General features: G+C 54.6%; 25 protein-coding genes and 2 tRNA genes. 22 read left to right on the plus strand and 5 right to left on the minus strand.

The features are described from left to right. Positions 1 to 54 precede the first annotated feature (54 nt). From FDW94_RS04825 to ldtA, 21 genes are all read left to right on the plus strand, one after another. Positions 55 to 1,434 (plus strand): cobyrinate a,c-diamide synthase, encoded by a 1,380-nt coding sequence (locus FDW94_RS04825; RefSeq protein ID WP_079935269.1) that lies wholly within the window; start codon positions 55 to 57, stop codon positions 1,432 to 1,434. Next, entirely contained in the window at positions 1,431 to 2,390 is a 960-nt protein-coding gene (cbiB, locus tag FDW94_RS04830; RefSeq protein WP_048235101.1) for an adenosylcobinamide-phosphate synthase CbiB, read from the plus strand. Before FDW94_RS04825 ends, cbiB begins: the two co-directional genes overlap by 4 nt. A 10-nt stretch (positions 2,391 to 2,400) precedes the next feature. After that, positions 2,401 to 3,033: a cobalt-precorrin-8 methylmutase gene (locus tag FDW94_RS04835; RefSeq protein ID WP_008785140.1), complete on the plus strand. Its 633-nt coding sequence runs from the start codon at positions 2,401 to 2,403 to the stop codon at positions 3,031 to 3,033. Further along, positions 3,030 to 4,166: a cobalt-precorrin-5B (C(1))-methyltransferase CbiD gene (cbiD, locus tag FDW94_RS04840; protein ID WP_003030269.1), complete on the plus strand. Its 1,137-nt coding sequence runs from the start codon at positions 3,030 to 3,032 to the stop codon at positions 4,164 to 4,166. The genes FDW94_RS04835 and cbiD overlap by 4 nt, the downstream gene beginning before the upstream one ends. Beyond that, positions 4,160 to 4,765, plus strand: a complete 606-nt coding sequence (locus FDW94_RS04845; RefSeq protein ID WP_003834111.1) for a cobalt-precorrin-7 (C(5))-methyltransferase — start codon at positions 4,160 to 4,162, stop codon at positions 4,763 to 4,765. The genes cbiD and FDW94_RS04845 overlap by 7 nt, the downstream gene beginning before the upstream one ends. Then, complete coding sequence (locus tag FDW94_RS04850) at positions 4,755 to 5,324, plus strand: decarboxylating cobalt-precorrin-6B (C(15))-methyltransferase (protein WP_008785138.1); 570 nt, start codon at positions 4,755 to 4,757, stop codon at positions 5,322 to 5,324. The genes FDW94_RS04845 and FDW94_RS04850 overlap by 11 nt, the downstream gene beginning before the upstream one ends. After that, positions 5,317 to 6,090, plus strand: a complete 774-nt coding sequence (locus FDW94_RS04855) for a cobalt-precorrin-4 methyltransferase (RefSeq protein WP_003030275.1) — start codon at positions 5,317 to 5,319, stop codon at positions 6,088 to 6,090. Before FDW94_RS04850 ends, FDW94_RS04855 begins: the two co-directional genes overlap by 8 nt. Beyond that, entirely contained in the window at positions 6,071 to 7,126 is a 1,056-nt protein-coding gene (gene cbiG, locus FDW94_RS04860; protein ID WP_003834107.1) for a cobalt-precorrin 5A hydrolase, read from the plus strand. The genes FDW94_RS04855 and cbiG overlap by 20 nt, the downstream gene beginning before the upstream one ends. Then, positions 7,126 to 7,851: a precorrin-3B C(17)-methyltransferase gene (locus FDW94_RS04865; RefSeq protein ID WP_003030278.1), complete on the plus strand. Its 726-nt coding sequence runs from the start codon at positions 7,126 to 7,128 to the stop codon at positions 7,849 to 7,851. The genes cbiG and FDW94_RS04865 overlap by 1 nt, the downstream gene beginning before the upstream one ends. Beyond that, on the plus strand, positions 7,848 to 8,633 hold the full coding sequence (locus FDW94_RS04870) for a cobalt-precorrin-6A reductase (RefSeq protein ID WP_008785136.1): 786 nt from the start codon (positions 7,848 to 7,850) through the stop codon (positions 8,631 to 8,633). The genes FDW94_RS04865 and FDW94_RS04870 overlap by 4 nt, the downstream gene beginning before the upstream one ends. 10 nt (positions 8,634 to 8,643) lie before the next feature. Beyond that, positions 8,644 to 9,438: a sirohydrochlorin cobaltochelatase gene (locus FDW94_RS04875; RefSeq protein WP_008785135.1), complete on the plus strand. Its 795-nt coding sequence runs from the start codon at positions 8,644 to 8,646 to the stop codon at positions 9,436 to 9,438. Further along, positions 9,435 to 10,148, plus strand: a complete 714-nt coding sequence (locus FDW94_RS04880; protein WP_111465413.1) for a cobalt-factor II C(20)-methyltransferase — start codon at positions 9,435 to 9,437, stop codon at positions 10,146 to 10,148. The genes FDW94_RS04875 and FDW94_RS04880 overlap by 4 nt, the downstream gene beginning before the upstream one ends. Beyond that, entirely contained in the window at positions 10,145 to 10,882 is a 738-nt protein-coding gene (cbiM, locus tag FDW94_RS04885; RefSeq protein ID WP_003834098.1) for a cobalt ECF transporter S component CbiM, read from the plus strand. The genes FDW94_RS04880 and cbiM overlap by 4 nt, the downstream gene beginning before the upstream one ends. A gap of 2 nt (positions 10,883 to 10,884) precedes the next feature. Then, entirely contained in the window at positions 10,885 to 11,166 is a 282-nt protein-coding gene (locus tag FDW94_RS04890) for an energy-coupling factor ABC transporter substrate-binding protein (RefSeq protein ID WP_003030289.1), read from the plus strand. Then, positions 11,153 to 11,830, plus strand: a complete 678-nt coding sequence (locus FDW94_RS04895; RefSeq protein ID WP_008785133.1) for an energy-coupling factor ABC transporter transmembrane protein — start codon at positions 11,153 to 11,155, stop codon at positions 11,828 to 11,830. The genes FDW94_RS04890 and FDW94_RS04895 overlap by 14 nt, the downstream gene beginning before the upstream one ends. An 8-nt stretch (positions 11,831 to 11,838) precedes the next feature. Next, positions 11,839 to 12,654 (plus strand): energy-coupling factor ABC transporter ATP-binding protein, encoded by an 816-nt coding sequence (locus tag FDW94_RS04900; protein ID WP_003839037.1) that lies wholly within the window; start codon positions 11,839 to 11,841, stop codon positions 12,652 to 12,654. Beyond that, entirely contained in the window at positions 12,651 to 14,171 is a 1,521-nt protein-coding gene (locus FDW94_RS04905; RefSeq protein WP_137377231.1) for a cobyric acid synthase, read from the plus strand. Before FDW94_RS04900 ends, FDW94_RS04905 begins: the two co-directional genes overlap by 4 nt. Beyond that, a complete protein-coding gene (cobU, locus tag FDW94_RS04910) occupies positions 14,168 to 14,713 on the plus strand; it encodes a bifunctional adenosylcobinamide kinase/adenosylcobinamide-phosphate guanylyltransferase (RefSeq protein WP_008785131.1) in 546 nt (181 codons plus the stop codon). The genes FDW94_RS04905 and cobU overlap by 4 nt, the downstream gene beginning before the upstream one ends. Next, on the plus strand, positions 14,710 to 15,453 hold the full coding sequence (cobS, locus tag FDW94_RS04915; RefSeq protein ID WP_003834082.1) for an adenosylcobinamide-GDP ribazoletransferase: 744 nt from the start codon (positions 14,710 to 14,712) through the stop codon (positions 15,451 to 15,453). The genes cobU and cobS overlap by 4 nt, the downstream gene beginning before the upstream one ends. Positions 15,454 to 15,477: 24 nt before the next feature. Next, positions 15,478 to 16,542 carry a nicotinate-nucleotide--dimethylbenzimidazole phosphoribosyltransferase gene (cobT, locus tag FDW94_RS04920; protein WP_008785130.1) on the plus strand — a complete coding sequence of 355 codons (1,065 nt, stop codon included), beginning with the start codon at positions 15,478 to 15,480 and terminating at the stop codon, positions 16,540 to 16,542. Positions 16,543 to 16,669: 127 nt separating this feature from the next. Next, a complete protein-coding gene (gene ldtA / locus FDW94_RS04925; protein WP_048235113.1) occupies positions 16,670 to 17,599 on the plus strand; it encodes a L,D-transpeptidase in 930 nt (309 codons plus the stop codon). A 24-nt stretch (positions 17,600 to 17,623) separates the two neighbouring features. On the opposite strand, the gene FDW94_RS04930 is transcribed toward ldtA, so the two are convergent. From FDW94_RS04930 to mtfA, 5 genes are all read right to left on the minus strand, one after another. Beyond that, complete coding sequence (locus FDW94_RS04930; protein ID WP_137377232.1) at positions 17,624 to 18,307, minus strand: ABC transporter ATP-binding protein; 684 nt, start codon at positions 18,305 to 18,307, stop codon at positions 17,624 to 17,626. Between the two features lie 10 nt (positions 18,308 to 18,317). After that, a complete protein-coding gene (locus tag FDW94_RS04935; protein WP_137377233.1) occupies positions 18,318 to 20,006 on the minus strand; it encodes an iron ABC transporter permease in 1,689 nt (562 codons plus the stop codon). Then, a complete protein-coding gene (locus FDW94_RS04940) occupies positions 19,990 to 21,027 on the minus strand; it encodes an extracellular solute-binding protein (RefSeq protein WP_003834073.1) in 1,038 nt (345 codons plus the stop codon). Before FDW94_RS04940 ends, FDW94_RS04935 begins: the two co-directional genes overlap by 17 nt. Before the next feature lie 260 nt (positions 21,028 to 21,287). Then, a tRNA-Asn gene (locus FDW94_RS04945) sits at positions 21,288 to 21,363 on the minus strand. A 132-nt stretch (positions 21,364 to 21,495) separates the two neighbouring features. Further along, positions 21,496 to 22,260: a DgsA anti-repressor MtfA gene (gene mtfA / locus FDW94_RS04950; RefSeq protein WP_032943883.1), complete on the minus strand. Its 765-nt coding sequence runs from the start codon at positions 22,258 to 22,260 to the stop codon at positions 21,496 to 21,498. A 93-nt stretch (positions 22,261 to 22,353) separates the two neighbouring features. On the opposite strand from mtfA, the gene FDW94_RS04955 reads away from it, so the two are divergent. Further along, positions 22,354 to 22,443: transfer RNA gene (locus FDW94_RS04955), tRNA-Ser, on the plus strand. Positions 22,444 to 22,590: the final 147 nt, after the last annotated feature.

Below are 22,590 nucleotides of genomic sequence, written 5' to 3' on the forward strand. Positions count from 1 at the left end.
CAGTCGAGAGACTGGGTATCTCTACACCCCTACCACCCTGAACAGGATCAGGGTATGGCGGCCAATTTTCACGCATTTGTTCTTGCAGGTACCGGAAGCGGCTGTGGTAAAACCACGGTGACGCTGGGCTTGTTGAGCTTGTTGAAAAAACGCGGTTTGCGCGTCCAGCCTTGCAAAGTAGGTCCTGATTACCTTGATACCGGCTGGCATACAGCGGTATGCGGTACCGCTTCCCGCAATCTTGATAGCTTCATGCTTCCCGTCCCCACGCTGAACGCTCTATTCAACGAGCAGATGCAACATGCGGATATCGCCGTTATTGAAGGTGTTATGGGGCTGTATGACGGCTATGGTACCGACCCAAACTACTGCAGCACCGCCGCGATGGCTAAACAGTTAGGCTGTCCGGTCATCTTACTGGTTGATGGCAAAGCCGTTTCCACTTCAATCGCCGCAACGGTAATGGGTTTTCAGCATTTTGATCCCACCCTGAACATCGCCGGGGTTATTGTTAATCGGGTTAACAGCGAAACGCATTACCAGTTACTGAAAGTCGCAATCGAACGTTACTGCGATGTACCCGTCTTGGGCTACGTACCCCGTATGGATGGGGTTGCCCTTCCCGAACGTCATCTGGGTTTAGTAACCGCACGTGAGTCGGTTATCAATCAGCAACCGTGGCAGGCTTTTGCCGCGACGCTGGAGCAAACCCTTGATATCGACGCACTTCTGACATTAAGCCAGTCAACCAATCTTCCTGCTGGCGAATGGCCCGCGCTTCCTGCCGCAGACGCCGGAGCAGGGCTAACGGTTGCCATTGCCGATGACGAAGCCTTCAACTTCTACTACCCGGATAACATTACGCTGCTGGAACGTACGGGGCTTAAAGTTGTCCGTTTTAGCCCGTTGCACGACACCTGTTTACCGGACTGTCAGATGATCTGGTTAGGTGGCGGATATCCAGAGCTACACGCTGCGGCGCTGGCTCGCAATGTCTCGATGCTGAATCAACTGCGAGAGGCACATCAACGTGGCGTCGCGATTTATGCAGAGTGCGGCGGGCTGATGTATCTCGGCAGTTCGCTTGAGGACAGCAACGGCGATACCTGGCTGATGGCGGATATCATTCCCGGCCACAGCAAAATGGGGAAACGTCTGACCCGATTTGGCTACTGCGAAGCGCAGGCCGCGCAGCAAACATTGTTAGCTGCAGAAGGCGAAGTGCTGCGCGGACATGAATTCCACTACTCCGATTTTACTCCTGAAACGCCAGCAGTAATGAACTGTCGCAAAGTGCGCGATGGTAAAACGCTGCAAGCCTGGTCCGGCGGCTGGCAGGTCGGAAACACCTTCGCCAGCTATCTACACGTTCATTTTGCTCAACGTCCGCAGATGCTTAACCATTGGCTGGCAGCTGCGAGGAGTGCGCTATGACGATCCTTGCATGGTGTATTGCCTGGCTGCTTGATTTTATCATCGGCGATCCGCAGAACTGGCCACATCCGGTGCGCTGGATTGGCAATCTGATTTCTGCCGTGCAGCGAGTTATTCGGCGTTATTGCCATAGCGACCGTGCGCTGCGCATCGGCGGCGCGGTGATGTGGATTGTGGTGGTTGGTCTGACCTGGGCTGTGTCCTGGGGCGTGCTGGCACTGGCAGAATCTATTCATCCCTGGTTGGGGTGGGTGGTAGAGATATGGATGATCTTTACCGTGCTGGCCGGGCGCTGCCTGGCAAAAGCCGCGCAGGATGTCGAACGTCCTCTACGTGCCGGTGACCTTGCTCAGAGTCGGGAGAAATTGTCATGGATTGTGGGGCGTGATACCTCACAGCTGCAACCGCAGCAGATCAATCGCGCGGTGGTGGAAACCGTGGCTGAAAACACCGTAGACGGCATTATCGCGCCGTTGTTCTTTCTCCTCCTCGGCGGTGCGCCCCTGGCGATGGCCTACAAAGCGGTAAACACCCTTGACTCCATGGTGGGCTACAAACATGAAAAATACCGCGCTATTGGTATGGTCAGCGCGCGTCTGGACGATGTCGCGAACTTTATTCCTGCAAGACTGAGCTGGCTGTTGCTGGGCGTGGCGGCATTTTTATGTCGTAAAGACGGCTCGCGAGCTTTACAGATTGGCTGGCGCGATCGCTACAACCATAGCAGCCCAAACTGTGCGTGGTCAGAGGCATCCGTAGCCGGGGCATTAGGCATTCGTCTGGGTGGTCCTAATGACTATTTTGGCGAGCGCGTTGAGAAACCGTGGATCGGTGATGCACAGCGCGACATTTCGGTAGACGACATTTCCCATACGATTCGACTGATGTGGGTGGCATCGACGCTGGCACTGGCGCTGTTTATTGCGCTGCGGTGGCTGTGGGTCGGTGTAGCCTGAGGACAACATAATGCAATACATCCAGCAACCCCAGGCGATTGAAGCCAAAAGTTTCGACATTATTGGCGAGATCATCCGTGAAACCCGTCCGGACTATCAGTTTGCCAGTCCGTTACATGAAGCCATTATCAAGCGGGTTATTCACACGACGGCAGATTTCGACTGGCTGGACATTCTGTGGTTTTCCAGTGATGTGCTGGAGCAGTTTTGTGCGGCGCTTAGCCGTTCGAGCGTGATTTACACCGACACCACGATGGCGCTTTCCGGGATCAATAAAACGCTGCTGGCAAAATTCGGCGGTGAATGCCGCTGCTACATCAGCGACCCGCGGGTTGTGCGTACGGCAAAAGAGCAGGGTATTACCCGGTCCATGGCGGCAGTCGACATTGCGGTGAAGGAAGAGGGGGAAAAGCTGTTTGTCTTTGGCAACGCGCCGACTGCGCTGTTCCGCCTGCTTGAGCATGATGTTGCCGTCAGCGGTGTGGTGGGTGTACCGGTCGGGTTCGTTGGTGCTGAAGAGTCGAAAGATGCCCTGACCCAAAGCAATTTGCCCGCCATTGCAGCGTTAGGCCGCAAAGGGGGAAGCAATGTCGCCGCCGCTATCGTCAACGCCATGCTTTATCACATGCAGGGGGCGCGATGAGCGAGGCCTTCGATACGCCGGTGTGGCACAACGGTAAAGCGCTGCGTAAAGGATATACCACGGGATCGTGCGCCACAGCGGCGGCAAAAGTTGCCGCGTTGATGGTATTGCGCCAACACCTCATCCATCAGGTTTCCATCGTGACGCCTTCCGGGGTGACGCTGTGCCTGAACGTGGAGTCACCGCATATCGAAGGGCAGCAGGCAATAGCGGCCATCCGCAAAGACGGTGGAGATGATGTGGACGCCACCCACGGCATGCTGATTTTTGCTCGCGTGACGTTAGACGATAGTGGCGTGATTGCCTTACAGGGCGGTGAAGGGGTCGGTACGGTAACCCGCAAAGGGATTGGCCTGCCGGTGGGCAGTTCGGCGATTAACCGTACACCTCGCCAGACCATTGAATCAGCTGTCCGCGAAGCGATTGGCCCAAATCGTGGGGCGCAGATTGAAATCTTCGCGCCAGAAGGCGAAGAACGGGCGCAAAAAACCTACAACTCTCGCCTTGGCATTCTTGGCGGCATTTCGATTATCGGCACCACGGGTATTGTCACGCCGATGTCAGAAGAGAGCTGGAAGCGTTCACTGTCGCTTGAGCTGGAAATTAAGCGGGCGGCAGGGCTGGAGCGTGTTGTACTGGTGCCGGGAAACCACGGCGAGCGTTTTGTGCGCGAGCAGATGGGTATCGACACCCAGGTTGTGGTCACCATGAGCAACTTTGTCGGTTACATGATTGAAGAAGCTGTACGTCTGGGGTTCCGGCAAATCGTACTGGTGGGGCACCCCGGCAAGCTCGTCAAAATCGCGGCGGGGATTTTCCATACCCATAGCCATATTGCCGATGCCCGCATGGAAACGCTGGTGGCTCACCTCGCGCTACTTGGCGCACCGCTGGAACTGCTGACGTTGGTCAGCGAGTGCGATACCACCGAAGCGGCGATGGAACATATCGACGCGTACGGTTTCCAGCATATTTATGACCATCTGGCTCAGCGCATTTGTATGCGTGTCCTGCAAACGCTGCGCTTTACCAAAAATCCCCCGACCTGCGATGCCATCATGTTTTCTTTTGATAATCAGGTTCTTGGCAGTAATCGTCCGGTCGCAGAGATTGCTGAGGAGATGCAATGTTAACCGTTGTAGGGATGGGCCCCGCCGGTTTGCATTTGATGACGCCTGCGGCACGAGAAGCGGTCGCGACGGCGGATGTTCTGGTCGGTGGAAAGCGGCATTTGCAGCAATTCCCGGATTTTGCCGGTGAACAGTTTGCTCTTGGCGCCAATATCCCGGAACTCCTGAGCTGGATTAGCGCGCACCAGGAGAAGCATGTTGTGGTACTGGCGTCTGGCGATCCCCTGTTTTACGGTATCGGGACGCGCATGGTGGCGCATTTTGGTATTGAGAATGTGCGGATTATTCCCGGCATTAGTGCGGTGCAGTACCTGTGCGCGCAGTCCGGTATTGATATGAACGATATGTGGCTGACCAGTAGCCATGGCCGCAGCGTCTGTTTTGATGAGCTGGCGCGACATAACAAGGTGGCGATGGTGACTGATGCGCTGTGTGGCCCGCGTGAAATCGCGCAGCAGCTCATTGCCCGAGGCAAGGGGCATCGCTGGATGGTGATTGGCGAAAACCTGGCGATGGAAAACGAACAGATCCATTTCCTGCCTGTGCGTGAAGTTAACGCTGACTATGACATGAATGCAGTGGTGATCCTTGATGAAAGATGAGCTGTTTCTGCGTGGAGAGAAAGTGCCGATGACCAAAGAAGCGGTACGCGCACTTGCCCTCTCAAAACTTGAATTACACCGCGCCAGTCACCTGATTGATATTGGTGCCGGAACCGGCAGCGTGTCGATAGAAGCCGCGTTGCAATATCCCGGATTACGTGTAACGGCCATCGAACGTAACCCGGCGGCGCTCAGGTTGCTGGATGAAAACCGCCAGCATTTTGCCTGCGCAAATATCGATATTTTTCCCGGCGTTGCTCCCATGACCATCGCTGAAAAAGCCGATGCCATTTTTATGGGCGGCAGCGGCGGCCATCTGACCGAACTGATTGACTGGTCGATGCGCCAATTGCATCCCGCAGGGCGTCTGGTAATGACGTTTATCCTCCAGGAAAACCTCAACACCGCGCTGGCACATCTGGATCATCTTGGCGTACAGGGAGTGGATTGCCTGCAGCTACAGGTTTCCTCGCTTACCACGCTTGGCAATGGTCACTATTTTAAACCGAATAACCCCGTATTTGTTATCGCCTGTCAGAAGGAAGGAAACCATGTCTGAGATTTTTGATCCCCGTAGCGTGTGGTTTGTTGGCGCAGGTCCTGGCGATCGCGAGCTGATTACCCTCAAAGGTTACCGGTTGCTGCAGCAGGCGCAGGTTGTTATCTACGCCGGATCGCTGATTAACACTGAATTGCTGGAGTATTGCCCTGCCGGTGCTGAATGTCACGACAGTGCCGAACTGCATCTGGAGCAGATCCTTGATCTGATGGAAGCCGGAGTGAAAGCGGGCAAGACCGTTGTGCGCCTGCAAACCGGCGATGTCTCGTTGTACGGTTCCGTACGCGAGCAGGGTGAGGAGCTGACCAAACGCGGGATTGACTGGCAGGTGGTCCCCGGCGTCAGCGCGTTCCTCGGCGCGGCGGCGGAGCTGGGCGTTGAGTATACCGTGCCCGAAGTTTCACAGAGCCTGATCATTACGCGCCTGGAAGGCCGCACCCCGGTACCAGAGCGTGAACAGCTGGAGTCTTTTGCCAGCCATCAGACATCAATGGCGATTTATCTTTCCGTCCAGCGTATTCATCGGGTGGCCGAGCGTCTTATTGAAGGCGGCTATCCGGCGACCACGCCCGTGGCGGTGATCTATAAAGCAACTTGGCCGGAAAGCCAGACCGTGCGCGGGACCCTGGCGGATATTGGCGACAAGGTTCGCGATGCGGGCATCCGTAAAACGGCCCTTATTCTGGTCGGTAATTTCCTGGGCTCGGAGTATCACTACTCCAAACTCTATGCGGCGGACTTTAGCCATGAATACCGTAAAGCCTGAGTCAATTGCGCTTTTTTGCCTGACTCCTGGCGGCGTTGTGCTGGCGAAACGTCTGGCAGCCATGCTGCCGGTTACCTGTTTTACCAGTGAAAAGCTGCTGGAGGAGGGGTTTATTCCCTTTGAAAACGGCTTTGCGAATACCGCCCGCGAAGCGTTTACGAATTACTCGGCGCTGATTTTTATCGGTGCGACCGGTATTGCGGTGCGCGTACTGGCCCCGCTGGTCAACGACAAGTTTTGCGATCCGGCGGTGGTGGTCATTGATGAACGTGCCCAGCATGTCATCAGCCTGCTCTCCGGTCACGCGGGCGGTGCCAATGCGTTGGCGCGTTATCTGGCGGGCATGTTGGGCGCTGACCCGGTTATCACTACCGCGACGGATGTGAACGATATGGCGGCACTGGATACGCTGGCATTTCAACTGAATGCCCGGATGAGTGATTTCCGTTCGGCGGTGAAGATCGTGAACCAGATGCTGGTCAGCAATAAGCGGGTTGGTTTGTGGTGGGATGACGAACTGACGCAGGATGTCAGCCATTGCGACCGGCGCGGATTTATCACGGTTACCGATCTCAACCAGCTCCCTGAACTGGATGCGTTGGTGTGCATCACCTTACGCACCAATTTACCTGACCTGCCTGTTCCGCACTGGAAGTTGGTGCCACAGCGCGTTGTAGCCGGAATCGGCTGTCGCCGTGATACGCCGTTCCCTCTGCTGGCCGCGCTGCTTGCCCGGCAGCTCGAAGCCCAACAGCTCGATCCGTTGGCGCTAAAAGCGATTGGCAGCATCACGCTGAAAAAAGATGAACAGGGACTTATCCAACTGGCTTCGTGCTGCCGCGTTCCTTTCGAAACCTTTACCGCTGACGCGCTGCGTGAGCATGAGCACCGTTTCCCAGCCTCATCGTTTGTTCGCAAAACGGTGGGTACAGGAAGCGTTTCCGGTCCTGCAGCCTGGCTGTTGAGCCACGGAAAACTGTTAGGCGAGACCCTGCGAGAACAGGGCGTCACTATCACTTTGGGAGTTTCACACTGATGTTAAGCGTAATTGGAATTGGCCCTGGCTCGCAGGCAATGATGACCATGGAAGCCGTTGAAGCACTGCAGGCAGCGGAAATCATCGTTGGCTATAAAACCTACACCCATCTGGTAAAAGCGTTCACGGGTGACAAGCAGGTGATCAAAACCGGAATGTGCAAAGAGATTGAACGCTGCCAGGCGGCGATCGAACTGGCACAGGCGGGTCACAACGTGGCGCTGATCAGTAGCGGTGACGCGGGGATTTACGGTATGGCCGGGCTGGTGCTCGAACTGGTCAGCAAGCAAAAGCTGGATGTTGAGGTCAGGCTAATACCTGGCATGACCGCTAGTATTGCCGCGGCCTCTTTGCTGGGCGCGCCGCTGATGCACGACTTCTGCCACATCAGCTTAAGCGATCTGTTAACGCCATGGCCGGTTATCGAAAAACGCATCGTTGCCGCCGGTGAGGCAGACTTTGTTATCTGTTTCTACAACCCGCGCAGTCGGGGTCGCGAAGGTCATCTGGCGCGCGCATTTGAGCTGCTTTCCGCCAGCAAAAGCGCACAAACGCCGGTTGGTATTGTGAAGTCTGCCGGACGTAAAAAGCAGGAAAAATGGTTAACCACGCTTGGTGAAATGGATTTCGAACCGGTTGATATGACCAGCCTTGTGATCGTGGGTAACAAAACAACCTATGTTCAGGACGGCCTGATGATCACGCCACGAGGTTATGTGCTGTGAATTACGGTGATGTGCTGGTCATGGGCGGTACGAGCGATGCGCGCATGCTGTGCCAGCAACTGGATGCGGCAAACGTGGCCTACACCCTGTCAGTTGCAACCCCAACAGGGAAACAACTGGCGGGAGACATCAAAGGCCAGGTGCGCTGCGGGCGTCTGGAGCGCGAACAAATGATTGCCTGGCTACAGGAAAATCGGACGCGCTGGGTGATCGATGCCTCGCATCCGTACGCCGAGGTGGTGAGCCGCAACATCATGAGCGCCTGCGAAGCGGCGGGCGTACTGCTGAGCCGCTACCAGCGCCCTGAGCAGTTGAGTGGTTTAACTCACCCGCACCTGTATACCGTACAAAGCATTCAGCAAGCCTGTGAGTTGGCGCGACGCTTCGGCGATCGTGTGCTGCTGACGACCGGCAGTAAAGATCTGGCTATCTGGCGCGAAGGGTTGCCTGAAAAAACGCTGCTGGCGCGCGTTCTGCCTGTTCCTGAGGTCATTCAGCAATGCGCGGATCTGGGATTTGGCGTCGGTGAAATCTTCGCACTGTGCGGACCGTTTAGCGCCGAGTTCAACGCTGCGTTTTATCGCCAGTGCCAGGCTGATGTGGTGATCACCAAAGCATCTGGCGCTGAAGGTGGTTATCAGGAAAAGGTTCAACCCTGTCTGGATGCCGGAATCCCCTGCATCGTGATTACACGTCCGGCACCGTTGGTGACGGGAGAAGAGTTACTGGAAAGTCAGGCCGCCTTTGGGGCGCGTTTAACGCGCTGGCTGGCCACTGCTTAAGGAGTTTGAGATGAAAAAGGCGCTTCTGGTGGTCAGCTTTGGCACCAGCTATCACGACACCTGCGAGAAAAATATTGTGGCCTGTGAGCGCGATCTCGCAGCTAGCTGCCCTGACCGCGACCTGTTCCGGGCGTTTACCTCCGGGATGATAATCCGCAAGCTCAAGCAGCGAGACGGTATTGAAATCGACACGCCGCTGCAGGCGCTGCAAAAACTGGCGGAGCAGGGGTATCAGGATGTGGCTATTCAGTCGCTGCACATTATTAATGGTGACGAATACGAAAAAATTGTCCGCGAAGTGCAAAGTATGCGTCCGCTGTTTTCACGCCTGACGCTGGGTGTACCGCTGCTGAGCAGCCATGAAGATTACGCACAGTTGATGCTGGCGCTGCAACAGCAGATGCCGGCGCTTGGCGAAAGTGAAAAAGTGGTCTTTATGGGACACGGTGCCAGCCACCATGCTTTTGCCGCCTATGCCTGTCTCGACCACATGATGACGGCGCAGCGCTTTCCGGCGCGGGTTGGGGCGGTGGAAAGCTATCCGGAAGTGGATGTGCTGATTGAAAGTTTATCTCAGGAAGGGGTGACGGCGGTGCATCTGATGCCGCTGATGTTAGTCGCTGGCGACCATGCCATCAACGATATGGCCTCCGACGAAGATGATTCCTGGAAAACGTTGTTCAATGCAGCAGGGATACCGGCTACGCCGTGGCTTAGTGGTCTGGGTGAGAACCCAGCGGTTCGCGCTATGTTCGTGGCACATTTACAGCAGGCGCTTAATGTGGCGCTGGAGGAAGCAGCATGAGCGGAAAACTGTATGCACTGAGCACCGGGCCAGGTGCTTCCGACTTGATTACCGTGCGTGCCGCACGCACGCTGGGCGCGCTGGATATTCTCTATGCGCCTGCCGGGCGTAAAGGCGGTGACAGTCTGGCATTGTCGATTGTACGTGAGTATATCGGTGAACAGACCGAAGTCCGCTGCTGCCATTTTCCTATGAGTGCCGATAGCGCTGAAAAAGAGGCCGTCTGGGATGAAGTTGCTGCCGCGCTGGTTCAGGAAGTCGAGGCCGGTAAGCAGGTGGGGTTTATCACTCTCGGCGATGCGATGCTGTTCAGCACCTGGGTCTTTTTACTTCAGCGTATTGGTTGTCCTGACTGGCTGGAAATCGTTCCTGGCGTCACGTCTTTCGCCGCGATTGCCGCGCGTTCAAAAACGCCGCTCGCTATGGAGCAGCAGTCACTGGCGGTGGTCTCCTGTACCGCGCCGGAAGTGGAAATCCAGCAAGCGTTAAAACAGCATGACAGTCTGGTGTTGATGAAAGTGTACGGTCGTTTTGCACGTATCAAAGCGCTGCTACAACAAGAAGGTTTGTTGGACTGTGCATTAATGATGTCTGAAGCCACGCTGCCAGGTGAACAGTGCTGGCGTCATCTCGATGAGGTGAGCGACGATCAGCCGCTGCCTTATTTCTCGACCATTCTGGTCAATAAACAGTGGGAGTATGCACAATGAAGCTTGAACAACAGCTAAAACAGCTGTCTTTCAGCGGGTTGGCTGCGGCGCTATTACTGATGATTGTTCCTGAACAAGCGTTCGCCATGCACATTATGGAAGGTTTCTTGCCGCCGATGTGGGCGCTGGCCTGGTGGCTGCTGTTTTTACCCTGCCTGTGGTACGGACTGGTACGTCTGCGCCAAATTGTGCAGGAGGATAACCACCAGAAGGTTTTGCTGGCCCTATGTGGCGCTTTTATTTTTGTGCTGTCGGCGCTGAAAATTCCTTCCGTTACCGGAAGCTGCTCACATCCTACCGGTGTAGGCCTGGCGGTTATCCTGTTTGGACCGGGCGTGGTAGCCATCCTTGGGGCGATTGTCCTGCTGTTCCAGGCTCTGCTGCTGGCACACGGTGGTTTAACAACGCTCGGCGCGAACGGCATGTCGATGGCGGTAATTGGCCCGGTAGTGGGTTACATGGTGTGGAAAATGGCCTGCCGCGCAGGGTTGCGTCGTGATGTCTGCGTCTTCCTGTGTGCGATGCTGGCGGATCTCGTCACCTATTTCGTGACTTCTGTACAGCTGGGCGTTGCGTTCCCGGATCCCTCTGCTGGCGCTACCGGCTCAATCATTAAGTTCATGGGGATTTTCTGCCTGACGCAGATCCCAATTGCGATTGCGGAAGGGTTACTTACCGTGCTGATTTACGATCAGCTAACCAAACGCCAGTTGATAACCGCACAAGGGCATTAACGATGAAAAAGACGCTGATTATATTGGGCATGGTAGTGGCACTGGTGATCCTGCCGTTCTTTATCAACCACGGTGGGGAGTACGGCGGGTCAGATGGTGAGGCGGAAAGCCAGATTCAGGCTATTGCCCCGCATTATGAGCCCTGGTTCCAGCCGTTGTATGAACCCGCAAGCGGTGAAATTGAAAGTCTGCTGTTTACACTCCAGGGATCGCTGGGCGCAGCTGTGATTTTCTATATCCTGGGTTACACCAAGGGCAGGCAACGCCGTGATGACCGGGCTTGACAGGCTTAGCTATCAAAGCCGTTGGGTTCATGTCTCGCCGGTGCGGAAATTTCTGCTCTGGCTGGTGATGATGATTCTGGCGTTTACTCTGCCCCCATTGGGGCAGGGTATTGAGCTTTTACTTATTGCCGCGCTGAGCTGCTGGCTGCTGCGTATTTCCTTCTGGCGCTGGTGCCGTTGGATGGCATTACCGTTTGGTTTTCTCACGGTTGGCGTGGTGACCATTTTGTTTAGCATCAGCCGCGATCCACAGACGCTGTTGGCCAGCATACCTGTGGGAAGTTACTGGTTGGGGATCAGCGCACCAGGTGTGGTAACCGCCAATGAAACCTTCTGGCGCAGCCTTGCCGCGCTGGCGGCAACCTTCTGGCTGGTACTGAATCTGCCGTTTCCGCAATTAATTATCTTACTCAAACGCGCGCATGTTCCTCGCCTGCTAACTGAGCAGATCCTGCTGACCTGGCGGTTTATTTTTATCCTGTTAGACGAGGCGCTGGCTATTCATCGCGCACAAACGCTGCGTTTTGGTTATCGTAGCTTGCCGTTGGGCTACCGCTCTCTGGCAATGCTGGTGGGATTGCTGTTTACCCGCGTGTTGATCCGCTACCAGCAAATGACCACCACACTGGATATCAAACTGTATCAGGGTGATTTTCACCTGTAAGGAAAAGTATGCTTGCCACCTCAGCGCTTTGGTTTCGCTATCAGGATGACCCGATCCTCAAAGGGCTAACGCTGGATTTTTCGACGCATGCCGTCACCGGACTGGTAGGCGCTAATGGCTGCGGGAAATCCACGCTGTTCATGAACCTGAGCGGTTTACTGCGCCCACAGCAAGGCGCGGTGATGTGGCAGGGCAAACCGCTGGATTACAGCAAGCGCGGCCTGCTGGCGCTGCGTCAACAGGTGGCAACGGTATTTCAGGACCCCGATCAGCAAATCTTTTATACCGATATTGACAGCGATATCGCCTTTAGCCTGCGCAATCTTGGGGTGGATGAAGCTGAAATCGCTCGGCGCGTGGAAGATGCGCTTACGCTGGTCGACGCCCAGCATTTTCGCCATCAGCCCATTCAGTGTTTAAGCCATGGGCAAAAAAAACGTGTAGCAATTGCCGGGGCGTTGGTGTTGCAGGCGCAGTATCTGCTGCTGGATGAACCTACTGCGGGCCTCGACCCGTCAGGCCGCACGCAGATGATTGAGATAATCAAACGCATCGTTGCGCAAGGAAACCACGTCGTAATTTCCAGCCATGATATCGATCTTATCTATGAAGTCAGCGATGCGGTGTACGTTTTACGCCGGGGCGAAGTGCTCACGCACGGTACGCCAGGCGACGTTTTCGCCCGTACGGATCTTATTGAACAAGCGGGATTAACTCAGCCCTGGCTGGTGAAGCTGCATACAGAGTTGGGCTTCCCGCTGTGTAAAACAGAGGCTGAATTTTTTAGCTGTATGCGAGAGAACGCACTGAAGGAGGCGTCATGACGCAGGCAATAATGTTGCAGGGAACGGCATCTGATGTGGGTAAAAGCGTATTGGTCGCCGGGCTGTGTCGTATTTTTTATCAGGATGGACTGCATACCGCGCCGTTCAAATCGCAGAACATGGCGCTGAACTCTGGCATTACGCCAGAGGGAAAAGAAATGGGCCGCGCGCAAATTTTTCAGGCCGAAGCCGCAGGCATTACGCCAGATGTGCGTATGAACCCAGTGTTACTTAAACCGACCAGCGATCGAAAAGCGCAGGTAGTGCTGATGGGTAAAGTGGCAACCGATATGGACGCGGTGAGTTACCACGAGTACAAGCCACGTCTGCGGGAACAGATTCTGTCAGTTTATAATAGCCTGGCGCAGGAGTTCGATGTGCTGGTGCTGGAAGGAGCGGGGAGCCCGGCAGAGATTAACCTGCGCGATCGCGATATCGTCAATATGGGTATGGCCGAGATGGCGCAGTGCCCTGTCGTTTTGGTGGCGGATATCGATCGTGGCGGGGTGTTCGCCTCCATTTACGGCACGCTGGCGCTGTTGCACGATCACGAGCGCGCGCGGGTAAAAGGGGTGATCATCAACAAGTTTCGCGGTGATGTGACGCTGCTGCACTCCGGTATCGAGCAAATTGAAGCGCTGACCGGCGTTCCTGTACTGGGCGTGATGCCATGGCTGGATGTTGATCTGGAAGATGAAGACGGCGTTGCGCTGCAAAAGGGCAAGTATTTGCGCACTGACAAACGCGACATCGACATCGCCGTTGTTCAAATTCCGCACATTTCTAACTTTACTGATTTCAATGCGCTTGCTGCGCAGCCGGATGTGCGCGTGCGCTATGTTCGTCAGCCTGAAGAGCTGGTAGGAGCTGATCTGGTGATTTTGCCGGGCAGCAAAAATACCCTTGGCGATCTGGTATGGCTGCGTGAAAGCGGGATGGCGCATGGCGTAGTGCAATTACATCGTAATAACGTACCGGTGGTGGGGATTTGCGGCGGCTATCAAATGCTCGGCGACACCATCATTGATGAAGTAGAGTCGGGCCTCGGTACGCTGCCGGGTCTGGGCTTACTTAATACAGTCACCCATTTTGCCCAGCACAAAACCACGACCCTGGTTGAGGGACAAATGTCTTCATCGCTGCCTGACTGGCTGGCGGGCACGGCGGGGTTATCCGTTCGCGGTTATGAAATTCATATGGGCGAAACAGCATTAACCGATGAATGCCGGTCGGTGATGACGTTGCACAAAGACGGCGGCAGCGTTGCTGACGGCGCGGTCACTCCGGATGGTCTGGCGTTCGGCACTTATCTTCACGGTCTTTTCGACAGCGATGATTTCACCCGTGCGTTGGTCAATGGCCTGCGAGAACGTAAAGGGTTAGCTCCGCTGGATTCCACCTTCCATTACGCGCAATATAAATCGCAGCAGTTTGATCTGCTGGCGGATGCGATGCGGCAACACATCGATATTGAAAAAATTTATACCATCATGCAGCAACACCGGGAGCCAGTATGATGATTCTGGTTACTGGCGGCGCGCGAAGCGGCAAGAGTCGGCATGCGGAAGCGCTGATCGCTGATTCCCCAAACGTTTTGTATATTGCGACTTCGCAGATTTTTGATGAGGAGATGGCTGCGCGAATTCAGCATCATCGCGATGGACGTCCTGCGCACTGGCGTACAGCCGAACGTTGGCAACATCTTGATGAACTGATCACGACAGCGAACGATCCTCAGGAAGCTATTCTGCTGGAATGCATCACCACGATGGTGACCAACTTGCTGTTTGCGCTGGGCGGTGAAAGCGATCCGGACAGCTGGGATTACGCGGCGATGGAGCAGTCTATCGAAGGTGAAATCCGTTCGCTGATCGCAGCCTGTCAGCGCTGCCCGGCAAAGATCGTGTTGGTCACTAACGAAGTGGGAATGGGGATTGTGCCGGAGAACCGTCTGGCGCGGCATTTTCGTGATATTGCAGGACGCGTGAACCAGCGACTGGCGGCGGCAGCTGATGAGGTCTGGCTGGTGGTATCAGGAATTGGAGTCAAAATTAAATGAGTAAGTTGTTCTGGGCAATGCTCTCTTTTATCAGTCGCTTGCCCGTTCCTGCTCGCTGGTCGCAAGGACTGGATTTCGAGCACTATTCCCGCGGTATTGTAATGTTTCCCCTGATTGGCGTCGTGCTGGGAGGGCTGACGGGGCTGGTCTTTATGGCGCTCCAGCCCTGGTGCGGTATTCCGTTGGCGGCCCTTTTTGCGGTGCTGACACTGGCATTGCTGACCGGGGGATTTCATCTGGATGGTCTGGCGGATACCTGTGACGGCATTTTTTCGGCGCGCCGACGCGAGCGGATGCTGGAAATCATGCGCGACAGTCGTCTGGGCACCCACGGTGGACTGGCGTTAATTTTCGTTTTACTGGCGAAGGTACTGGTGGTGAGTGAACTGGCTTTGCGTGGCACGCCAATGCTGGCCGCGCTGGCAGCGGCATGTGTTGCCGGGCGAGGAACGGCGGTGTTGCTGATGTATCGGCATCGCTATGCCCGCGAAGAAGGGCTGGGCAACGTTTTTATTGGCAAAGTCACCGGGCGTCAAACCTGCGTTACGTTGGGATTAGCGGCGATCCTTGCCGCCGTGCTACTTCCTGGCATGCGCGGCGTGGCAGCGCTGGTTGTCACAATAGTGGCGATTTTTATTCTTGGGCAGTTATTAAAACGCACGTTGGGTGGGCAAACCGGCGATACGCTGGGCGCTGCCATTGAACTTGGCGAGTTGATTTTCTTGCTGGCTCTGCTCTGAGTCAGCCCACATACTGGAACCCTTATGCAGACTTTAACCTCTTTACTCCGCACGATCCCATCACCCGACAGTGCCGCGATGCTGCGTGCACAGCAGCATATTGACGGCTTGCTTAAGCCGCCGGGAAGTTTAGGGCGACTCGAATCTCTCGCCGTACAATTGGCCGGGATGCCTGGCCTGAAGGGGGTGCCGCATGTGAATGGCAAAGCGATGCTGGTGATGTGCGCCGATCACGGCGTGTGGGATGAAGGGGTTGCCGTTTCGCCTAAAGTTGTTACGGCTATACAGGCTGCCAATATGACGCGTGGAACGACCGGCGTCTGCGTCCTGGCCGCTCAGGCTGGGGCGAAGGTTCATGTGATAGATGTTGGGATTGATGCTGAACCTATTCCCGGTGTGGTGAATATGCGTGTGGCACGCGGTTGCGGCAATATAGCCGAAGGCCCGGCAATGAGCCGTTCGCAGGCCGAGGAGCTGTTGCTGGAAGTCATCCGCTATACCCATGAGCTGGCAAAAGACGGTGTAACGCTGTTTGGCGTCGGGGAGCTTGGTATGGCAAATACTACACCTGCGGCGGCCATTGTCAGCGTGCTGACCGGCAGTGATGCTGAGGAAGTCGTGGGTATTGGCGCTAACCTTCCTCTTTCTCGGGTGGGGAATAAGGTAGACGTTGTGCGCCGGGCAATTGCCGTCAATCAACCGGATCGCCATGACGGTGTCGATGTGCTGGCTAAGGTTGGCGGGTTTGATCTTGTCGGTATGGCGGGGGTGATGCTTGGGGCGGCCTCCTGTGGTCTGCCTGTGGTGCTGGACGGTTTTCTTTCGTATTCTGCTGCGTTGGCGGCCAGCCAGATTGCACCGCAGATTAAACCTTACTTGATCCCGTCACACTTCTCCGCTGAGAAGGGCGCCCGCACCGCGCTGGCGCATCTTGAATTGGATCCTTATCTGAATATGGGGATGCGTTTAGGCGAAGGTAGTGGGGCCGCGTTGGCGATGCCGATTATTGAAGCTGCTTGTGCGATGTACAAAAATATGGGGCAGTTAGCCGCCAGCAATATTGTGCTTCCGGATGGTAAGGAAGCGTAGTTACCGCTCAACCTGAACCTCGCCTGATGGCGAGGTTTTTTTATGCGCAAATATGTCGTAACCCACTAAAACAGATAATAAAAGCTATACTTAACGGATATCTGTTGCGACGAAGGAAAGGAAAAAGATGCGTCGTGTAAAACTGCTTTGTTCACTCATTATGCTGCTTGCGAGTCAGGGCGCGCAGGCGGTGAGTTATCCGCTGCCGCCAGAGGGGAGTCGCCTGGTGGGTAGCCCATTGACTATCACGGTTCCACCAGGAAACACCAAGCCGCTGGAGGCATTTGCCGCTCAGTACGGACAGGGGTTGAGCAATATGCTTGAAGCCAATCCGGGCGTCGATGTTTTTCTGCCTAAATCGGGTTCAACGCTGGTTGTGCCGCAGCAACTGATACTTCCGGATACCGTGCGCGAGGGGATTGTCATCAACGTCGCCGAGATGCGGCTTTACTATTATCCTGCTGGCAGCAATACGGTTGAGGTTTTACCCATTGGCATTGGTCAGGCAGGTAGAGAAACGCCGCGTAACTGGGTGACGGCGGTCGAACGTAAGCAGGAAGCACCAAGCTGGACGCCGACGCCAAATACCCGACGTGAATACGCCGCTCGTGGTGAAAGCTTGCCGGCTTTTGTTCCTGCCGGACCAGAAAATCCGATGGGCCTGTATGCAATTTATATTGGCAGGCTTTATGCCATTCACGGGACAAATGCCAATTTCGGTATTGGTCTGCGGGTAAGCCAGGGGTGCATCCGTTTGCGGAATGACGACATCAAGTACCTGTTTGATACGGTGCCTGTAGGGACGCGTGTACAATTAATTGACCGACCGGTGAAATACAGCGAAGAGCCGGACGGTAGTCGCTGGGTGGAAGTACATGAGCCGCTGTCACGAAACCGTTCGGAATACGAGTCTGACAGAAAGGTGCCTTTGCCAGTCACTCCCGCTTTGCGCACCTTTATCAGCGGGAATGACGTGGATGTGAGCCGCGGGAGCCAGGCATTGGAAAGACGTTCCGGTATGCCGGTGAACATCAGCCTGGTACAGAAGCATTATTAATTTTCAGGGCGACCCTGTTTACCTTCAGGTCGGATAGGGCGCTTTTTTAATTTGATACTGCCCCATTTTTACCACGCCAATATGGTCAGCCATTAGCTGGGCCTCGTGTTCACTGTGGGTAACCAACAGCGCCGTTTGCCCGGCGGCGCGCAAAATATCCCGTACCTCGTTGCCAAGACGCTCACGCGTGCGCTTATCCAGGCTGGAGAAGGGTTCATCGAGCAACAGGATTTCCGGATGTGGCGCCAACGCGCGAGCAAGGGCGATACGCTGTTGTTGCCCGCCGGAAAGCTCATGCGGATAGCGGTTGGCATGGCTGTGTAACTCCACCATTTTCAACAGCTCAGTCACTCTGGCCTGTTGTTCCTCACGCGGCATGCGACGCAACCCAAAGGCCACATTTTGTTGCGCGGTCAGATGGGGGAATAACGCATATTCCTGGAAGACCATGCCGACATGACGTTTTTCCGGTTGCAGATGAACACCGGGACCGGCAACACGTCGCTGTGACACATAGATCTCTCCGTTTTGCAGGCGTTCAAATCCGGCTACTGCGCGTAGCACCGTGGTTTTTCCGCAGCCTGAAGCGCCCAGCAGACAGGCAATTTCACCTTTACGTACCGACATTGAAAATCCGCTCAGTACCGATTGCTGGCTGTTGCCATAAGCAACGTGTACATCCTGGAGTCGTAATGCAATTTCTGACATTGTTGCTCTCTTAACCACGGCGAGTCATTTGGTGACGCACCAACAAAATAACCGGTAGCGTGCCAGCTAAAACAATCATTAGCGCGGCGATAGCACCTTCTTCATAGGTTCCACGTGCGGCTTCCGCATACAGCAACGTTGCCAGCGTTTCAAAATTGACCGGGCGCAAAAGCAACGTTGTTGGCAGCTCTTTCATGGCATCAGCAAAAACCAGCAGGGCACTGCTGACTAACGCCGGGCGCAGCAGGGGAAAATGGACTCGTGCAAACGTCCCCGCACCATTCTCACCCAACAGACGAGACGCCTGTTCCAGCGAAGGTGGAATGCGGCCCAGACCAGAATCCAGCGCGCCAATGGCAATCGCCTGGAATCGCATGGCACAACAAATTACCAGCAGGATCCCGGCGGACATCAGCGGCAGGCCGCGAACATCCAGTAAATCTGCCAGCCAGCGGTCGACAGCCATGGCGGGGGGTAAAAAACCAATCGCCAGAATTGTGCCGGGAACCGCATAGCCTAAAGAGGCCAGACGCATCACGCCGCGACGAAATCCCGGCATGGCATTGTCTGCGGCGCTATGACGCGCGCTCCAGGCCACCAGCATACTGACGCAAACCACCACTAGCGTAGTTCCCGCTGCCAGCGATAGCGTATTTTGCAATGCTGACAGTAACGAAGAGGAAAGGGGGTTCTCATCACCTATACGTTTGGCGCTTTCCCACATTAAAAACAGTACCGGAGCCAGAAAACCCAGCACAACCGGCAGTGAAATAACGCCACCGAGCAGCCAACCACGCCAGCCATGCACGCGCGTTGGTTGAATTTCCCGCAGGCTGCGGCTGCTGAATCCTTGTTTTCTGCGACCATAAAATTCCAGCGTCAGAATAAGGAATATAAACATCAGCATCATGCAGGCAATTTGTGCCGCGGCAGATAAATCAGACCGCGAGATCCATGTGGTGTACACGGTAACGGTTAACGTCTGTACACCGAGGAACTCCGATGCGCCAATATCGTTGAGCGTTTCCAGCAGTGCCAGACTGATCCCAACGGCCAACGCCGGACGAGCCATGGGCAAAGCAACACGAAAGAAGGTTCCGGTTGCGCTGCATCCCAGCGTGCGTGCGGCTTCCAGTAAATGAGCCGGTTGGCTAATAAACATGGCGCGGGTTGTCAGATACACGTATGGGTACAGCACTAATCCGAGCAGGATGATTGCGCCGGAAAGTGAGCGTAAATCTGGCAGCCGGAACTGTCTTGGGCTGTCAAAACCCAATAAAAAACGGATAAAGGTTTGCAGAGGGCCAATCGGATGCAGCAGATCGAGCCACGCAAAGGCCACAATGTAGGTCGGCATCGCCAGCGGCAACAGTAACGCCCAGCTAAGAATTTTACGTCCAGGAAAATCCCATGCCGTTACCGCCCATGCGCTGCCTACGCCAATCACGCCGACCATCACCGCGACACCGGCTAATAACAGCACGGTATTTTTTAGTGCGGCAGGCAGTACATACGTCAGGAGATTATCCCAGTGAGATAAATCGGCCTGGGTAGCCTGCCAAATCAGCGCAATGATCGGTGTCAGAACGCCAAGCGCTACGCACAGCGCGCCAAGATGTAGCGGCGTTAATAATGACTGCGGCCCGGAAACCAGGCCGCGTAACGTCGGAAACTGCAGAGGTTTATTGATCGAATCCAACTTTATCTACCAGCAGACTAGCTTGTTTACGATATTTAACGATTTCGGTTAACGGCGTTTTATCGACGTCGATTTCACCAATAGTTGCACTGATAACCGGATCAAGCGTCACGCCTTTCAGTACCGGGTATTCGAAGTTCGCTTTCGCATACTGCTGCTGGGCAGGTGCGGAAACCAGATATTCCATCAGCTTAACGGCATCGGCTTTATTTGGTGCATAGCGGGCTACAGCTGCGCCACTGATATTGACGTGTGTACCGCCATTTTCAAAGGTGGGTTTAACGACTTTAATCGCATCGCCCCACTGACGTGCATCACTGCCTTCTTTGGCGTTTTTCATATGGCCGACGTAATAGGAGTTGGCGAGACCAATATCGCAAATGCCACCGAGAATATCGCGAGCTACATCGCGGTCGCCACCGGTAGCTTTACGCGCCAGGTTAGCTTTCACACCGCGCAGCCATTCTTCGGTCTTTGCTTCACCGTGATGAGCAATCATTGCGGCGATCAGCGCTGTGTTATACGGGTGCTGTCCGGAACGAATACAAACTTTACCTTTGTACTCAGGGCTGGCGAGTTGTTCGTAATGCCAGTTATCGATTGGCAGTGACTTCTCGGCATACAGCACGCGGGCACGCATCGACAGCGCAAACCACTGATTATCTGCGCCGCGCAGATTAGCCGGAATAGCGGTTTTCAGTGCTTCTGACTCTACTGGCTGAGTTACACCTGCTTCCACTAAATCAATGAGGTTACCGGCATCAACGGTCATCAGCAGGTCAGCAGGTGAATTTTTACCTTCAGCTTTAACGCGCTCAAGCATACCGTCCTTGATATAGACCGTACTGACTTTGATGCCGCTGGTTTTGGTCCAGCTATCAAGCAAAGGCTGGATCAGACCCGGTTCACGGGTGGTATAGAGCGTTAACGTTTCCTGAGCGAAAGCCGGTAGGCTAACAGAGAAGACCAGGGCAGAGGCAAGGGTGATACGGCGCAGTCCGGCGCGAGGCAGAGAATTCATCGTTTATATCCCAGAGTAATTGGAACGTACAGTGAACCGAGCGGGGGGCTCGTTCCTTTGGCTCGCGTACAATAAATGATAATCACTAGCACTTACAATAATTGCAAAGTTTAAACGATTTACATTTACATAACTTTAATCAACGTTGTGATGCGGCATGTAACAGCGGTGCAGAGCAGGCAGGGGGCTTATGAGAGGGATTTTATAGCGACCTGAAAAGCAAAAAGCCTGCTTAGTTTCCTAAGCAGGCTTCTTAAATATGGCTCCTCTGACTGGACTCGAACCAGTGACATACGGATTAACAGTCCGCCGTTCTACCGACTGAACTACAGAGGAATCGTGTGAACGAGGCGCATATTACTGACCTCATCATGAGGTGTCAACAGTAAAATTAGCGCGTCATTTCAATTGGTTAATTAATCTTCAAATTCAGCGTTAATGCACATTTGGTGAGCGACAATGGCCACCTTAGCGGGTATCGCGTAACCGCTCCATGGGGTTCTGGCGGTAAAACTGAATGAAACGTTGCCATAATGCCGGAAAACGTGGTGCAAATAATTCAGGGGCACTGAAGAAATACTCCGATAGAACGGCAAAGCATTCGGCAGGATCGGTCGCTGCGTAGGCATCTATACTGCACGCGGTTTCACCGACCAGATCAATTTCATCCTGAATGTTATTCATTGCGGCATGCAGGTCGTGCTCCCAACTGGCAATATCTCGCAGAGGGATCGCCGGAATACCGCTGGCGCGGTCGCCATTACGCATATCAAGCTTATGTGCCACTTCATGGATGATCAGATTGAAGCCGGAGGCATCAAAAGAATCCTGAATGTCGAGCCAGTTGAGGATTATTGGACCTTGCTGCCAGCTTTGCCCGGACTGTACAACACGTTGATTATGTACCAGCCCAATATCGTCTTCCCATTCATCGTCCACGACAAACGGGGCAGGGTAGATGAGAACTTCATGAAACCCGTCGAGCCACTCGATCCCCAATTCCAGAACAGGCAAACAGAAAAGCAGCGCAATGCGCGCACTTTTTAGTGGATCCAGTTCAAACCCCTGAAGCGCTACCAATCTTTTTTGCTGTAAAAAGCGCTCGGCCAGGGCGATAAGCCTGGCTTGTTCTTGCTCGGTGAGATTCACCAGAAGAGGAATAGCCAGGGCGTCGTCCCACGGCCAGTCGTCACTCCGGGTTGTTTCTTGCTCTTTCCAGGGCCACTTAATCATCGTTTTGCTCGCAAACTCGTCACTTGAACGAAATTGACGGAACGGGGTCTGTTAAAATGCCAAATTACCTGGCATCATGGCAACCGCCAAAACGGAGAGATGCCAGAGCGGCTGAATGGACCGGTCTCGAAAACCGGAGTAGGGGCAACTCTACCGGGGGTTCAAATCCCCCTCTCTCCGCCACTATTCAAGCACTTGCACGCCTCGCTTTCAACGACAGTTCTCATGGATGTTTTTTTCTTTGAGTATCCTCACAAGTTTATCGTTGTAATGCCCGTGTGATAAAAAAATACGTTTCGTATAAATAAAAAGCCCGCTTCATATGAAGCG

The organism is Citrobacter sp. wls757, from assembly GCF_005280935.1.
Taxonomy (GTDB): domain Bacteria; phylum Pseudomonadota; class Gammaproteobacteria; order Enterobacterales; family Enterobacteriaceae; genus Citrobacter; species Citrobacter portucalensis.